Origin of the sequence: Hyphomicrobium sp. DY-1 (assembly GCF_047497105.1) — a bacterium.
Classification (GTDB): domain Bacteria; phylum Pseudomonadota; class Alphaproteobacteria; order Rhizobiales; family Hyphomicrobiaceae; genus Hyphomicrobium_B.
In genome coordinates this window covers 765,750-779,115 of the sequence record NZ_CP134870.1, presented here as the reverse complement: position 1 = coordinate 779,115, position 13,366 = coordinate 765,750, and the positions used below count along the sequence as shown (strand labels likewise).

Here is a 13,366-nt window from a genome sequence, read left to right as displayed (position 1 = left end):
AAACTATCTCATCAGGCGTTTGCCGCTGGCTCGCGGCAGATCGAGGGACCGCGGCTTTGTATGCGTATTTCACGCCGTGCCCACGCTCGTGAGGCCAATTGAGGTCAATGAATGAGCGGTAGGCCCCACTCCTTCCTCTCCCCGAAATGCGAAGTTCGTCCCGCACCGGATCGCGGCGGCCATACCGTCGTTGCCCGGCACGCAATCGCCAAAGGCGAATTGATCGTCGTCTGGAGCGGAACGCTCGTAACCGGCGAGGAACTGAACGAAATGCCTCAGACCGTGAAGCGCTATTCGCTTCAGGTCGAGGAAAACCAGTATCTGGTCTCGCTGTCGGACTGCGAGCCGCCGGATTACGTCAACCATTGCTGCGATCCGAACTCCGGCCTCTCAGGCCAGATCACGCTCGTGGCGATGCGCGATATCTCGCCGGGCGAAGAGATCACCTACGACTACGCGATGAGCGACGGCTCGCCGTACGACGAATTCGCGTGCTCGTGCGGTTCGCCACACTGCCGTGGCCACGTGTCGGGACAGGATTGGATGCGCCCGGATCTCTGGCGGCGGTACGCAGGATACTTTTCGCCGTATCTCCAGCGCCGCATTCTGGCCGGTCAGGCGCTCACGTCTTTGGCGGCACGGCGGCGGCGATCGCTTCGCAAATCGGCGGCCGAGCCGATCATCATCCCTGGCGAGTAGCGCGTCGCGTGCGCTACTCCTGACCGCCGAGCTTCCGGTCGACGTGCGCGTCGAACGTCCGGTAGTCGCACGTGATTTCTTCCCCGGCTCGAATATCCCGCGAGGCGATGTCGTAACCCTCGATCGAGCCGGTCTCGTGCACGCCCTCGGTGTTCGGCTCGTCGGCGTGGTTCATGAAGCGGGCGTTGTCGGCGCAAAGCACGAACATGCCGCTGGCCTCGTGGAGATAGACGTGGTCGAGAAGGTTGGCGCGTGCGACCTCCGGCAGGCTTTCGATCTCATCTTCCCTCAGCAGCCGATCGAAGTGTGCCATGAAGCGCCATGTCACGGTGCCCTTAGGAATGTCTTCCGCCGCAAACAGCCCGATCCCGGCAATTTCGCTCAGACCAAGCCGGGTCTTTACCATCAGCATGAAATACAGTCCTTTCGATCATCGCGACGAAACAATTAGGCTTGCTCAACGATATGCATGCGCCCGTGTGAGCGTCAGTACTCGGTTCTGGTGAAATTGGGAGCTTCGAATTTGCGAAATCTAGGGTCGCTCGTCGTTTTCGCAGCATTGGTGGTGGCGGCCGCGTCATCCGGGTCGGCTTTTATGCCGGGGGAGTGGTACGCCGCGCTGAATAAGCCATCCTGGACACCCCCGAACTGGGTTTTTCCCGTCGCTTGGACGATTCTTTATATCCTGATCGCGATCGCTGGTTGGCTCGCTTGGCGGGCGGGCGGATGGACGCCGGCCATTCGGGCTTGGGGTGCTGGGCTTGTCCTGAATGCGCTGTGGTCATACCTCATGTTCGGACGCCACGACATCGCGCTCGCGCTTGTTGATCTTTGCGCGCTCTGGGCCACGGTCATTGTCTTTATCGTTACGGCTTGGCCCATCAGCCGCAGCGCGAGTTACCTGTTCCTGCCCTATTTCGCCTGGGTAACTTTTGCGGGTGCCCTGAATTTTGCCGTCTGGCAAATGAACTAGGACTTTTCATTTTCTGCCCCGCGGCGGATGGAGCGGGATGGGCTGTCGCAGGTGGCTCGAATTGGCGGGCGTTGCGACATGCCCCAACTTCGCGTAGGGGAAGGCCCTGAAGAAAGGGCCCACCCACTTTGACCGATTCCGTCCTCATCATCGACTTTGGCAGCCAAGTAACGCAGCTCATTGCACGACGTGTGCGGGAGGCGGGCGTCTACTCGGAAATTCACCCGTTCCAGAGCGCCGCCGAAGCGTTCCAGAAGCTGAAACCAAAGGCTGTGATTTTGTCGGGCGGTCCGGCGTCCGTCACTGAGGCAGACTCGCCACGGGCGCCGTCGGCAGTGTTCGAAGCAGGCGTGCCGGTGCTCGGAATTTGCTACGGCCAGCAGACCATGGCCGAACAACTCGGCGGCAAGGTTGAAAGCGGCCACGACCGCGAATTCGGCCGCGCCTTCCTCTCAATTGCGACGCACAGCCCGTTATTTGAAGGCGTCTGGTCGAAGGGCGAGCGCTATCAGGTCTGGATGAGCCACGGCGACCGCGTCACCAGTCTGCCGGAAGGTTTCGAAGTCATCGGCACCAGCGATAACGCGCCATTCGCCGCCGTGGCAGATGAGAACCGCCGCTTTTACGCCGTGCAGTTCCACCCCGAAGTCGTGCACACGCCCGACGGTGCGAAGCTGATCGCTAATTTCGTGCACAACATTGCAGGTCTGAAGTCCGATTGGACGATGTCGGCCTATCGCCGCGAAATGATCGCCAAAATCCAGAAACAGGTCGGCAAGAGCCGCGTGATTTGCGGGCTGTCGGGCGGCGTCGATAGCGCCGTCGCCGCCGTGCTGATCCATGAAGCGATTGGCGACCAGCTGACCTGCGTGTTCGTCGATCACGGCCTGATGCGGCTCGGCGAGGCGGACGAAGTCGTCGGCCTCTTCCGCGATCACTACAACATTCCGCTCGTGCACGTGGACGCGTCGGAGCAGTTCTTAAGCGCGCTCAGCGGTGTTTCCGATCCCGAGACCAAGCGCAAGACCATCGGCAAGCACTTCATCGACGTCTTCGAGGCCGAAGCCAAGAAGATCGGCGGCGCGGAGTTCCTGGCCCAGGGTACGCTCTATCCGGACGTCATCGAAAGCGTGTCGTTCACCGGCGGCCCGTCGGTCACGATCAAGTCGCATCACAACGTCGGCGGTTTGCCCGAGCGCATGAACATGAAGCTCGTTGAACCGCTGCGCGAACTGTTCAAAGACGAGGTGAGGGCGCTGGGCCGTGAACTTGGCCTGCCGGAAGCCTTCGTCGGTCGGCACCCATTTCCAGGGCCGGGTCTTGCGATCCGCATTCCCGGCGAGATCACGCGCGAAAAGCTGGACATCCTGCGCAAGGCCGACGCTGTTTATCTCGACGAAATCCGCCGCGCCGGGCTTTACGATGCGATCTGGCAGGCGTTCGCCGTCCTGCTTCCCGTGCGAACTGTCGGCGTCATGGGCGACGGCCGCACCTACGACCACGTTCTCGGCCTGCGCGCCGTCACATCCGTCGATGGCATGACCGCCGACTTCTTCCACTTCGACATGGCGTTCTTGGGCCGCGTCGCCACCCGCATCATCAACGAGGTCCGCGGCGTCAACCGCGTTGTCTACGACGTCACGTCAAAGCCGCCCGGCACGATCGAGTGGGAATGACCGACAGCCGATAGCTGCCGGTTGCCGCTCATGCCGCGAAATTGGTCGAGCGCGAGAGAGCATCCCAGGCACTGATTTCGGTCTGCATGCCCTTAAGCTTCTGTTCGACCAGGCCCAGGGCATCGTCGCCGAGAAATAGCCGCGTCGGCGGGTTTTCGGCATTGACGATGGCAAGCAACGCTTGGGCGGCCTTTGCCGGATCGCCAGGCTGGTTGCCACTCTTCGCCTGCCGCGCCGTGCGGATCGGATCCATGACGCGGTCGTAGTCGGCAATGCTTCGTGGCGTACGGTCCATCGACCGGCCAGCCCAATCGGTCCGAAATTGTCCAGGTGCAAGCGTCGTCACACGGATGCCGAATGACGCAACTTCCTTGCCGAGCGATTCCGAGATGCCCTCAAGCGCAAATTTGCTACCGCAATAAAAGCTGATCCCCGGCATCGTGATGAAGCCGCCCATCGAGGTCACGTTGATGATGTGACCCCGCCGGCGTTTTCTCATGCCGGGCAAGACCGCTTTGATCATCGCCACCGGACCGAACACGTTGGCGGCGAACTGCCGTTGCAGATCTGTGATGGAGGATTCCTCCAGCACGCCCTCATGGCCATAGCCGGCGTTGTTCACGAGCACGTCGATCCGACCGGCGCGCCGCTCCGCCGCGGACACGGCGTCGGGCACAGCATCGTACATGGTGATATCGAGCACGACGGGATGCGCAAGGTTCGGCGCAAGAGCTGCAAACGCGTCGGCGTCTTCCGCTCGGCGCACGGTGCCGATCACGCGATGTCCGGCGTCCATCGCACCTTTCGCGAAGGCGCGGCCAAGACCGGAGCTGACGCCGGTGATGAGGAAGGTTTTAGGTTCGGTTGCTGACATACGAATAGCTCCCACTAGTAAACAATTTATATCATGATATAGTTTGTCAATGACATCTCGCAAGAGCCAAAAGCCAGCCAGCCCGCGGGGCGAGCAGGTTCGCCAGCGCATACTCGATGCCGCCGAACGCTTGCTGCGCCAGGGCAATGCCGAGTTTTCAATGCGCGATCTCGCGGCTGAGGCCTCCGTCAGCTTCGCCACGCCGTTCAACCAATTCGGCAGCAAGCTTGCGATCATGCACGCGCTTTCGGGGCGACGCATTGACTCGATGGAAGCGTTGCTGAGCAGCGGCTGCCCGGCAGGCGACGCGATTGATCGCGTGTTCTTCGCCACCGACGCCGCAGCGTCCGTGATGGTGCTGGAGCCGGTTGTGAACCGGGCTGTCATGGGGTCGCTTGGCGCCCCCAGCTCTACGCCCGGAACGGTCTTGGAGCGCTCCGCGAAGCTATGGGCGACGGCGCTTGATCGTGGCGATGGCCTGTCGGGGGCTCATCGCGCTGAAGCGCTCGACATTCTGCCAAAGCAACTCGCGTTTGGATTTCGCGGAGTTTTGTCTTTTTGGACTGCGGGCGAATTGAATGACGCCGATCTCGCGCCCGCGGCGAAACGGGTGGCCGCGACGCTCATGCTCGGCTTCGCCGATCCACGTCGGCGTGCAGCGCTGATCCAAGCCGCGATCCCTCATGCAAAATAAAGAATTGACATGCTGATCTACTAGAAGGTAGACAGAAGCTATGAGCAACGTATCAACCACCGCTGACGATATTCTGGCCTGCGCACGCACTCTCATTATCGCAGGGGGCTATAACGGCTTCAGTTACGCCGATATCGCCGACGTTGTTGGCATTCGCAAGCCAAGCATCCACCATCACTTTCCGAGCAAAGTCGATCTCGTCCGCACGCTCGTGTCCCGTTATCGCCAAGAAGCCGAAGTCGGGATTGCTGAACTGGAACGGAATATCTCGGATCCTGTCGAATTGCTGCAGGCGTACACTGGGTACTGGAAGGAATGCATCACAGATGCCAGTGCCCCGTTCTGTGTGTGCGCTCTGCTCGCAGGCGAACTTCCCGTGCTTCCAGAAGAAATTGCACTTGAAGTGCGGGGGCATTTCCGCGCGCTATCGACGTGGCTCACATCCGTCTTTGAGCGTGGGATGCAGCTCGGCAGCCTTCGGCTCTCAAGTTCTCCGCGCGTAGAGGCTGAGGTCTTCATAGCCACAATTCACGGAGCCATGCTTTCCGCGCGAGCCTATGGAGATCCCCAAGTCTTCGGGCAGATCACCGACCCGCTTCTCGACCGAGTTTCCGTTCGGCACTGAGGCGTCCTGCGAAGGATCAGGGGGCCTCACTGAATTCACACGACGAGGCAGAAAGTCGAACTCATTTACCGCCGCTATTTTGCTTGCTTAACCTACCAACTAGTAGAAAGGACGTCAGTATGTCTACTCAATACGCGGAGATTTCCGCCGTCACCGAAGAGCGTTGGCTCAAGCAATACTATTTTATTCGAGGTGCGTTTTCGGTGCTGTGGGTCGCGTTGGCTCTGACAGCCGGACCGCAGGGAGGCGCGATCGCCGCCGCTTTGCTCATCATTTACCCGGCGTGGGATGCTTTGGCGAACTATGTCGACGCGGCGCGGAGCGGGGGTCTTGGGCAAAATCGCACGCAGGCCATCAACGTTTTCGTCAGCGTCGCAACGACGGCGGCCGTGGTCGTGTCGTTGCAGTCAGGCATGAGTGAGGTGCTCGGCGCTTTCGGCGTTTGGGCGATCCTCGCTGGCTTGCTTCAGCTCGGGACGGCCCTTGGCCGCTGGAAGACCTACGGCGCACAATGGGCAATGGTTTTGAGTGGCGCTCAGTCGGCCGTGGCCGGAGGCCTCTTCATTTCGCGTTCGACGATGGCCACGCCGCACTCGATCAGCGACATTGCGGGTTACGCCGGCGTGGGTGCGCTTTACTTCCTGATTTCGGCAGGTTGGTTGGCCGTTCGGGACTGGCGCAACAAGGCCGCGTGACGGCTATCGCTTCAGTGTGTCGCCAATATGAGCATCGATCCAACTGCCGACGATGCCGACGACTTTGTCTTCGATGCCATAGTATCCATGCGGACTAAGAGAGCCGCACGCACGGTTTGATCGATCGGTGCCACCGCTGACTTCGACGACGCGGACATCAGGAGAATGGATCATCGCTGCGGCGATCTTAGTGGCGTCGCTCGGAGGCGCCACGTCGCAGCGGTCATCCTTGTTAGCGACGATGAGTGCGGGCACGCGAATATCATCCAGGCCTGCATCGAATACGGTCTCATGGCTGCCGCCACGCACCGTAACGGACTCGGTCAGAATGACACCTGTAAGCGCACCGGCAGGTGCGTGTGCTGCTCCGTTGGCCGCCGCAATGGATCCCTGGCTCGTACCAAGGAGAAACACCGGAAGCGCGACCTGCGTCGGGGCATATTGGATCAAGTCTTCTACGACGGCCGCGTACTCCGGAGAACTTCGCGCACCGCGTAAACTTTCACGATTGATCCAGTCGGGTATCAACACGGCGTAGCCTTTAGCCAACCACATATCGCGCGATCGAACCACGAAGTTGTGGCCATGGCGGATATCGCCGTTGCGCGCTAATCCGACATCCCCCGCGCCTCCTGGCAGCATGACAATTGTGGCCCGCGGTGACGGCGGTGCGACGTAAAGAGTGTGCTGATGCTTACCGGAACTAAGCTTCAAATCGATGATACGTTCGCCGCTATTATCGGCGTCCGCCAAAGCCGGCGTTGAGAGAACAAGCGCACAGATTGCGGCCAAGCCCCAAGACAGGATGAATGTCTTTATTGTCATCGTCGAAAAACAAGTACCGGGCTAATGGAACAGCGTGATTGCCGTGGTCGCCAGCTCTGTGCCACTCTGAGCATGAACAGGAACTGGACGACACGCAAACGCCGCCGATCCGATTGATATCCGATGAGTTCGCCGAACATTCTGACCGACGCAGAGCCCGCCAACGCGTCGGATCGCACACGGCGCATGCGCAAGCTTGCCGTTACGCTCTTGGTGCTGGCGGGTTGCGTCAATTATTTTGACCGCGCCGCCCTTGCCGTCGGCAATCCGGAAATTCGCGCCGAGCTTGGACTGACCTACAGCGAAATGGGCTTGCTGCTGTCGGCTTTCGCGTGGAGCTACGGCCTCGCGCAAATTCCCGCCGGCGTGCTCGTCGATCGATTCGGCCCTCGCAAAGCCCTCGGCGTCGGAATGGTGCTTTGGTCGTTCGCGCAAATCGCCGGAGGCCTCGTTCATTCGTTGCACCAGTTTCTCACCGCGCGTGTCGCGCTGGGCCTCGGCGAGTCGCCGATGTATATCGGCGGCACGCGGGTCTGCGCCGACTGGTTTCCGCTGAAGCGCCGTGCGCTCCCGATTGCGATCTTCAATTCATCATCCGCGCTGGCACCTGCCTTGGCGCCGCCGATCTTGACGATGCTGATGCTCGCGCACGGCTGGCGCGTGATGTTCATTATCGCGGGCCTTGCCGGTTTCGTCGTTGCGGCGCTTTGGATGATCTATTATCGCGCCCCGAAAGATGCTGGCATTCCCGCAGCCGACATCGATGAAATACATCGCGATGACGGCGCTGCGATCCCGCACGTCGGCTGGACGCAAGTTCTCTGGCTGCTGCGCTTTCCGACGACGTGGGGCATGTTCCTCGGGTTCTTCGGCGTCGTTTACATCTCGTGGCTCTACGCGACCTGGTTGCCAGGATACCTAGAGATTGCGCGCCATCAGTCGATCGCGAACGCCGGGATCTGGTCCGCGATCCCGCTCGCGGCAGGCTTTGTCGGTGCCGTCGCTGGTGGGGTGATCTCTGACCGGCTTGGCCGCCTCGGAGGCATCGATGCCGCCGGCACCTGCCGATTGCCCGTCATCGTTGGATTGATCGTCGCCGGAATTGCTACGATCGCTGCGGTCTACGTCGCCGACTTGTGGACGGCGATCGCGCTCATGTCGCTCGGACTTTTTGCGGCCAACGTCGCTTCAAGTTGCGGTTGGGCACTTGCCGCCGTGATCGCTCCGGTCAACGCCGTCGCGACTCTCGAAGCGATCCAGAACGTCGGCGGTTCCGTCGGCGGATCGCTGGCGCCACTCGTGAGCGGCATCCTGCTTCAGCATTCAGGCTCGTTCGTGCCTGCATTCGTGCTCGCGGGCGCTATAGCGTTTGCCTGCGCTGCAATCTATTGGTCCATGACTCAGAGGAGAATTACGGCGCCCACCTAGTCCGAATAGGCGTATTGGCAGCGCCCTAAGAACAGGGCCGGCAATATCGGGACCATTTACAGGATGAGAAGATGCGCGACGTCGCGATTTTCTTTGCAAGGTCTGATTTTAAGAAATCGCCCCGCAGCCGCTAAGCTACGAGGCGATTGATCCGAGAGCGTGTCGGACGATCACCAGCCGCGTCGGCAGACATAGAACTTCCGCTTCCAATAGTAATCGCCGGTGGCGAGCCAGCGGTCGTAGAGATAACCGCAGCCGACGCCAGTATTGGCGATAATGATCCCGGGCCTCCGATGGTGATGGAAGAAGTGGTTGTGCATGGAGTTATTATGCATGTGCATTTGCATATGCTTTCCGCCCGCGTTCGCGGCCGAAATGCCGCCAGTCAACGCGGCGACTGCAACGACTGCGGCGAGTGCAAAGGACGTCTTTGACATAGGTATCGTTCTCCGTGAACAGAAGTTCGTTTTGCCAAAGCACGGGGGTGTGTTTTGGCAATCCAGAGCGCTGTGCGCTCAGGAACGGAGAATTGACAGGTGCGAGGGTGACCAACAGTTCCGGCTGGAACACAGCTCACGAATTCCGTTGCGACGTCATTTCCTCCAGCGCAGCGACACGAGCCACCGGCGCCTGCCCGAACGAAGTCACGATAGAGCCGTGGCCGACACACGGATGTTGTGGTCAGGTCACAAGGAATGACCGCTGAAGCCTTAGGGATGCTCGGCAAAAATTTCCGCGACTTCGAGCCCAGTGGCATCGCGCGGTAGCGAGAAGAAGTTGGCCTCTTTGCCCAACGCCTTCTCCAATTCGCGCTGGAACGTCATCCGGTCGAGTTCGATCGTGCCGAACTGCCGAAGGTGATCCGTCACGAATTGCGTGTCGAGCAGCGTAAATCCACCCTTGATGAGACGCGCCGCGAGATGCACCAGCGCGATCTTCGAGGCATCACGCTCCGTCGAAAACATGCTTTCGCCGAAGAACGCGCTTTTCAACGCTACGCCGTAAAGGCCGCCGACCATCTTGTTGCCATTCCAGACCTCGACCGTGTGGCAGGCGCCAAGGTCGAACAGCTCGCGATAGAGCGAACGGATTCGGCCGTTGATCCAGGTCGACATCCGCCCGGCGCGCGGCGCGGCGCAGCCGTCGATGACACCGTCATAATCGTTGTCGACCTTGACGGTGAATGGCGTGGTGCGGACCGTGCGCATGAGGCGTTTCGGGATATGTAGGCCGTTGAGCGGTAGTACACCGCGCTGCTGCGGCTCGATCCAATAGAGCGCGGGATCGTCGGCACTTTCCGCCATCGGGAAAATGCCACAGCTATACGCCTTCAGGAGAACCTGCGGCGTAATCTCGAACATCGGGTCGTCGCGCGACGCCATGCTGCCACTTGCCAAGCGAACTCTCGGACGCGCGCGGAACATGTCGCGCAGAGGCAAACCTTACTTCATCCCCAGATATTTTTCGAGCCAATGAATATCATAGGCCCCATCGACGATATCCGGCTCTCGGACCAGATCCTGGAACAATGGGATCGTCGTTTCAATCCCATCGATCACGAACTCGGCCAGAGCGCGGCGTAAACGCATCAACGCGTCGTTGCGTGTCTTGCCCGTCACGATCAGCTTGCCGATGAGGCTGTCGTAGTAGGGCGGGATGCGATAGCCCTGGTACACGCCGCTGTCGACGCGCACGCCGAGGCCCCCCGGCGGATGCCAATAAGTGATCTGGCCCGGCGAAGGCCGGAAATCCTTGGGATTTTCAGCGTTGATGCGACACTCAATGGCATGCCCGCGAAGCTCGATGTCGTCCTGCGTGAAGCTTAACGGCAGGCCGGCCGCAACGCGGATTTGCTCCAGCACAAGGTCCGTGCCGGTGACCATCTCCGTTACAGGATGTTCGACCTGCAACCGGGTGTTCATCTCGATGAAGTAGAATTCGCCGTCCTCGAACAGGAACTCCACGGTGCCGGCGCCGCGATATTTCAGCTTGCGCATCGCATCCGCAACGGTCGAGCCGATCTTCTGGCGCTGAGCCGCATTGAGAGCAGGCGAGGGGCTTTCTTCGAACACCTTTTGATGCCGCCGCTGCAGTGAGCAATCGCGCTCGCCCAGATGCACGGCATTGCCCTTGCCGTCGCCGAACACTTGGATCTCGATGTGGCGCGGCTTCTGCAGATATTTCTCGATGTAGACGGAATCGTCGTTGAAGGCCGCCTTCGCTTCGGACCGCGCCGTCGAAAGCGCGACACCGAGGTCGGCCGCGGTCAACGCGACCTTCATGCCCCGCCCGCCGCCGCCAGCAGCGGCCTTGATGAGCACGGGAAAGCCCATCTCCTTGGCGACCTTCATCGCCTCGGTCTCACTCGTCACGGCGCCCGCGGATCCCGGAACAACCGGAATGCCGAGCTTCTTCGCGGTCTCTTTCGCCTCGATCTTGTCGCCCATGATCCGGATGTGTTCGGACGTCGGACCGATGAACGTGATCTTGTGCTCTTCGAGAATTTCCGCGAAGCGCGCATTCTCAGATAGAAAGCCATAGCCCGGATGCACAGCGTCCGCGCCGGTGATTTCACACGCCGTCACCAGCGCCGGAATGTTGAGATAGCTGTCGCGCGCAGGCGGCGGACCGATGCACACGCTCTCGTCGGCCAGACGGACGTGCATGGCGTCGGCATCTGCGGTCGAGTGGACGGCGACCGTTGCAATTCCAAGCTCGCGGCAAGCGCGCTGGACGCGAAGCGCGATTTCTCCTCGGTTGGCAATCAGGATTTTATCGAACATTTGGACTCCGGGCGCTTTTCACCGCCGTATGCGGTGCGCGCTCTATTCTATGATGATCAGCGGCTCGCCATACTCGACCGGTTGCGCGTTCTCGACGAGGATGGCTTTGACCGTGCCGGCGCGCGGCGCGGGGATTTGGTTCATGGTCTTCATCGCCTCGATGATCAGCAGCGTGTCGCCCTGATTGACCTTGGATCCGACTTCGCAGAATGCCGGTGCACCGGGCTCCGGCGAGCGGTAGGCCGTACCGACCATCGGCGATTTGACCGCGCCCGGATGCTTCGAAAAATCACCCGCACCCGTCGCCGGTTTCGCTTCGCTCGGCGTCGACGCTGCGGCTGCAACCGGCGCAGACATGTAAGCCTGCGGCGCCGCGGCCGTGATCGAGATTTTCTTGGCGACGCGGATCTTGAGGCCGCTTTTCTCGATTTCGATTTCCGTCAGACCCGTATCGTTCAAAAGCTCGGCGAGCTCGCGGATCATCTGACCTTCGGCGCTTCCCATTTTCGGCCCTTGGTCTTTTGCGCTCATCAGTCCCGTGTCCTCGATATTTAGTTGGCGTGCGTCTTATAGCCTAAGCTCTGGCCGCAACGTCACGCTTTGCCTGTGGATTTGTTCAGAATGTCGGCCATTGCCTCGATCGCGAGTTCATAGCCCTTGGCGCCGAGCCCGCAGATCACCCCCGTCGCTGCAAGCGAGATGTAGGAGTGCTGACGAAACTCGTCGCGCCGGAAGATGTTGGAAAGGTGCACTTCGACAACCGGCAGGCTGACGGCCTGCAGGGCATCGAGAATGGCGACCGACGTGTGCGTATAGCCCCCGGCATTGATGATGATGCCCTTGGCCTTTCCGCGCGCCTCCTGCACCCAATTGACGATTTCGCCCTCGATATTCGATTGCCGGAAGTCGATGGCGAGCCCGTTCGCCGCTGCCGATTTTTCGGTGCGCACGCGCAGGTCGTCGAGTGTCTCGCGGCCATAGACTTCGGGCTCGCGGACGCCGAGCATATTGAGATTGGGGCCGTTAAGAACGTAAACGAGGGAGGTCATGTCAGGAGGCCGATAAGGCACCGAGCTGGTGCCCGACGCCGATTGTGAAGGCCCAGGGTCTATCAGCTTTCGTCGAATGCGCAAAGTGCGCGGCGATGGCCGCGCACTGCAATGTGTCTTTGATGTTAAATGTCTGGTATGGCACGAGAATTTCCGGCCACCCTCAGCACATGTTGCAGCCGGTCTTGCGGTAGCCGCTGACGAGTGCCTCAAGCTGGTCGTGCAGGTCATCCGGCGCGCCGGGCACCGACTTGTCGCCGACCAGGAAGTGCGGGGTGCCGTTGACGCCAAGCTGCTTGGCAAGCAGTAGATCGCTCTGCAACTCGTTCTTGACGTCGTCGCCTGCCATGTCGGCCTTGACCTTATCCATGTCGAGACCGAGGGATTCCGCGATCTTCAACGCTGAAGCTTCGTTGGCAACGCCCTTGGAGCCCAGCATCGCTTGATGGAACTCCCAGTACTTGCCCTGGCGCTTGGCGGCCAGCGCGACCTTCGCGGCCTCGATTGAGCCCGTCGACAGGATCGGCAGCTCCTTGAAGACGAAGCGAACCTTCTTGTCGTCGTGGATCAGCTTCTGCACTTCCGGCAGGCCGTGTTTGCAGTAACCGCAGTTGTAATCGAAGAACTCGACGACAGTGACGTCGCCATTGGGATCGCCGGCAACAGAGCTGTCAGGGGCGCGATAGATCTGCTTGGCGTTCTTCGCCATAAAGGCTTTGAGTTTGGTTTCCTGCTCTTTTTGGGACTTCTCATCCAGAGCGTTCTGCACCTCGAACATCACTTCGGGGTTCTTGATCAGATAGTCTCGGATGATGTCGCCGAGCGCCTTTTTCTGCTCGTCAGTGAACACCTTGCCGCCCGCGGTGGGCGCAATGGTGTCGGCGCGCGCGGAGCTATTTCCGAAATTCGATGCTGCGAGTGCCGCGAATGCCAGGCACGCAAATCCGAGCGCGATGACAGAGAGCTTTTTGCCGGCGGAAGCCGCGCGCGCTCTGTTACGGTCAGGAGACTTCTGGGTCATGGATTTGATCTCATTTTTCGATAA

General features: G+C 60.4%; 16 protein-coding genes. 7 read left to right on the top strand and 9 right to left on the bottom strand.

Annotated features, from left to right (window positions below; genetic code table 11):
• Window positions 1–111 precede the first annotated feature (111 nt).
• The gene (locus RLW41_RS03725; protein WP_414463535.1) at window positions 112–699 is read left to right on the top strand and encodes an SET domain-containing protein; all 588 of its coding nucleotides are present in this window, start codon (window positions 112–114) and stop codon (window positions 697–699) included.
• Between the two features lie 13 nt (window positions 700–712).
• Here the strand turns inward: RLW41_RS03725 and RLW41_RS03720 are convergent, their stop codons facing one another.
• Entirely contained in the window at window positions 713–1,111 is a 399-nt protein-coding gene (locus tag RLW41_RS03720) for an SET domain-containing protein (protein WP_414463534.1), read from the bottom strand.
• 111 nt (window positions 1,112–1,222) lie between these two features.
• Here RLW41_RS03720 and RLW41_RS03715 point away from each other — a divergent pair, with 111 nt between their 5' ends.
• Together RLW41_RS03715 and guaA are read left to right on the top strand one after the other, a co-directional pair.
• Window positions 1,223–1,672: a TspO/MBR family protein gene (locus tag RLW41_RS03715; RefSeq protein ID WP_414463533.1), complete on the top strand. Its 450-nt coding sequence runs from the start codon at window positions 1,223–1,225 to the stop codon at window positions 1,670–1,672.
• A 128-nt stretch (window positions 1,673–1,800) separates the two neighbouring features.
• Window positions 1,801–3,348, top strand: a complete 1,548-nt coding sequence (gene guaA / locus RLW41_RS03710) for a glutamine-hydrolyzing GMP synthase (protein WP_414463532.1) — start codon at window positions 1,801–1,803, stop codon at window positions 3,346–3,348.
• Window positions 3,349–3,376: 28 nt separating this feature from the next.
• Here the strand turns inward: guaA and RLW41_RS03705 are convergent, their stop codons facing one another.
• A complete protein-coding gene (locus tag RLW41_RS03705; protein ID WP_414463531.1) occupies window positions 3,377–4,222 on the bottom strand; it encodes an oxidoreductase in 846 nt (281 codons plus the stop codon).
• 49 nt (window positions 4,223–4,271) lie between these two features.
• On the opposite strand from RLW41_RS03705, the gene RLW41_RS03700 reads away from it, so the two are divergent.
• The 3 genes from RLW41_RS03700 to RLW41_RS03690 all read left to right on the top strand — a co-directional run bounded on the left by RLW41_RS03700 (window position 4,272) and on the right by RLW41_RS03690 (window position 6,236).
• Entirely contained in the window at window positions 4,272–4,916 is a 645-nt protein-coding gene (locus RLW41_RS03700; protein ID WP_414463530.1) for a TetR/AcrR family transcriptional regulator, read from the top strand.
• 40 nt (window positions 4,917–4,956) lie between these two features.
• The gene (locus RLW41_RS03695) at window positions 4,957–5,541 is read left to right on the top strand and encodes a TetR/AcrR family transcriptional regulator (RefSeq protein ID WP_414463529.1); all 585 of its coding nucleotides are present in this window, start codon (window positions 4,957–4,959) and stop codon (window positions 5,539–5,541) included.
• Between the two features lie 119 nt (window positions 5,542–5,660).
• Window positions 5,661–6,236, top strand: coding sequence for a DUF308 domain-containing protein (locus RLW41_RS03690; protein WP_414463528.1), 576 nt, complete (start codon window positions 5,661–5,663; stop codon window positions 6,234–6,236).
• A gap of 3 nt (window positions 6,237–6,239) precedes the next feature.
• Here the strand turns inward: RLW41_RS03690 and RLW41_RS03685 are convergent, their stop codons facing one another.
• Window positions 6,240–7,061, bottom strand: a complete 822-nt coding sequence (locus tag RLW41_RS03685) for an alpha/beta hydrolase (RefSeq protein WP_414463527.1) — start codon at window positions 7,059–7,061, stop codon at window positions 6,240–6,242.
• Window positions 7,062–7,184: 123 nt separating this feature from the next.
• Between RLW41_RS03685 and RLW41_RS03680 the strand changes: the two genes are divergently transcribed.
• Complete coding sequence (locus tag RLW41_RS03680) at window positions 7,185–8,489, top strand: MFS transporter (protein ID WP_414463526.1); 1,305 nt, start codon at window positions 7,185–7,187, stop codon at window positions 8,487–8,489.
• A gap of 170 nt (window positions 8,490–8,659) precedes the next feature.
• Here RLW41_RS03680 and RLW41_RS03675 read toward each other — a convergent pair whose 3' ends face one another.
• From RLW41_RS03675 to RLW41_RS03650, 6 genes are all read right to left on the bottom strand, one after another.
• The gene (locus RLW41_RS03675) at window positions 8,660–8,926 is read right to left on the bottom strand and encodes a hypothetical protein (protein ID WP_414463525.1); all 267 of its coding nucleotides are present in this window, start codon (window positions 8,924–8,926) and stop codon (window positions 8,660–8,662) included.
• A 273-nt stretch (window positions 8,927–9,199) separates the two neighbouring features.
• Complete coding sequence (gene aat / locus RLW41_RS03670) at window positions 9,200–9,871, bottom strand: leucyl/phenylalanyl-tRNA--protein transferase (protein WP_409560838.1); 672 nt, start codon at window positions 9,869–9,871, stop codon at window positions 9,200–9,202.
• Between the two features lie 60 nt (window positions 9,872–9,931).
• A complete protein-coding gene (gene accC / locus RLW41_RS03665) occupies window positions 9,932–11,272 on the bottom strand; it encodes an acetyl-CoA carboxylase biotin carboxylase subunit (RefSeq protein WP_013948814.1) in 1,341 nt (446 codons plus the stop codon).
• 42 nt (window positions 11,273–11,314) lie between these two features.
• Window positions 11,315–11,803 carry an acetyl-CoA carboxylase biotin carboxyl carrier protein gene (accB, locus tag RLW41_RS03660; RefSeq protein ID WP_414463524.1) on the bottom strand — a complete coding sequence of 163 codons (489 nt, stop codon included), beginning with the start codon at window positions 11,801–11,803 and terminating at the stop codon, window positions 11,315–11,317.
• A gap of 62 nt (window positions 11,804–11,865) precedes the next feature.
• On the bottom strand, window positions 11,866–12,321 hold the full coding sequence (aroQ, locus tag RLW41_RS03655) for a type II 3-dehydroquinate dehydratase (protein WP_414463523.1): 456 nt from the start codon (window positions 12,319–12,321) through the stop codon (window positions 11,866–11,868).
• Between the two features lie 163 nt (window positions 12,322–12,484).
• Window positions 12,485–13,342, bottom strand: coding sequence for a DsbA family protein (locus RLW41_RS03650; RefSeq protein ID WP_414463522.1), 858 nt, complete (start codon window positions 13,340–13,342; stop codon window positions 12,485–12,487).
• Window positions 13,343–13,366: the final 24 nt, after the last annotated feature.

What these genes read in the sequence shown, in the direction of transcription:
- RLW41_RS03695 (WP_414463529.1), top strand. Translation starts at nt 4,957, where the DNA reads ATGAGCAACGTATCAACCACCGCTGACGATATTCTGGCCTGCGCACGC.
- RLW41_RS03650 (WP_414463522.1), bottom strand. Translation starts at nt 13,342, where the DNA reads ATGACCCAGAAGTCTCCTGACCGTAACAGAGCGCGCGCGGCTTCCGCC.
- RLW41_RS03685 (WP_414463527.1), bottom strand. Translation starts at nt 7,061, where the DNA reads ATGACAATAAAGACATTCATCCTGTCTTGGGGCTTGGCCGCAATCTGT.
- RLW41_RS03705 (WP_414463531.1), bottom strand. Translation starts at nt 4,222, where the DNA reads ATGTCAGCAACCGAACCTAAAACCTTCCTCATCACCGGCGTCAGCTCC.
- RLW41_RS03680 (WP_414463526.1), top strand. Translation starts at nt 7,185, where the DNA reads ATGAGTTCGCCGAACATTCTGACCGACGCAGAGCCCGCCAACGCGTCG.
- RLW41_RS03690 (WP_414463528.1), top strand. Translation starts at nt 5,661, where the DNA reads ATGTCTACTCAATACGCGGAGATTTCCGCCGTCACCGAAGAGCGTTGG.
- RLW41_RS03700 (WP_414463530.1), top strand. Translation starts at nt 4,272, where the DNA reads ATGACATCTCGCAAGAGCCAAAAGCCAGCCAGCCCGCGGGGCGAGCAG.
- RLW41_RS03675 (WP_414463525.1), bottom strand. Translation starts at nt 8,926, where the DNA reads ATGTCAAAGACGTCCTTTGCACTCGCCGCAGTCGTTGCAGTCGCCGCG.
- accC (WP_013948814.1), bottom strand. Translation starts at nt 11,272, where the DNA reads ATGTTCGATAAAATCCTGATTGCCAACCGAGGAGAAATCGCGCTTCGC.
- aroQ (WP_414463523.1), bottom strand. Translation starts at nt 12,321, where the DNA reads ATGACCTCCCTCGTTTACGTTCTTAACGGCCCCAATCTCAATATGCTC.
- RLW41_RS03720 (WP_414463534.1), bottom strand. Translation starts at nt 1,111, where the DNA reads ATGCTGATGGTAAAGACCCGGCTTGGTCTGAGCGAAATTGCCGGGATC.
- accB (WP_414463524.1), bottom strand. Translation starts at nt 11,803, where the DNA reads ATGAGCGCAAAAGACCAAGGGCCGAAAATGGGAAGCGCCGAAGGTCAG.
- RLW41_RS03725 (WP_414463535.1), top strand. Translation starts at nt 112, where the DNA reads ATGAGCGGTAGGCCCCACTCCTTCCTCTCCCCGAAATGCGAAGTTCGT.
- aat (WP_409560838.1), bottom strand. Translation starts at nt 9,871, where the DNA reads ATGGCGTCGCGCGACGACCCGATGTTCGAGATTACGCCGCAGGTTCTC.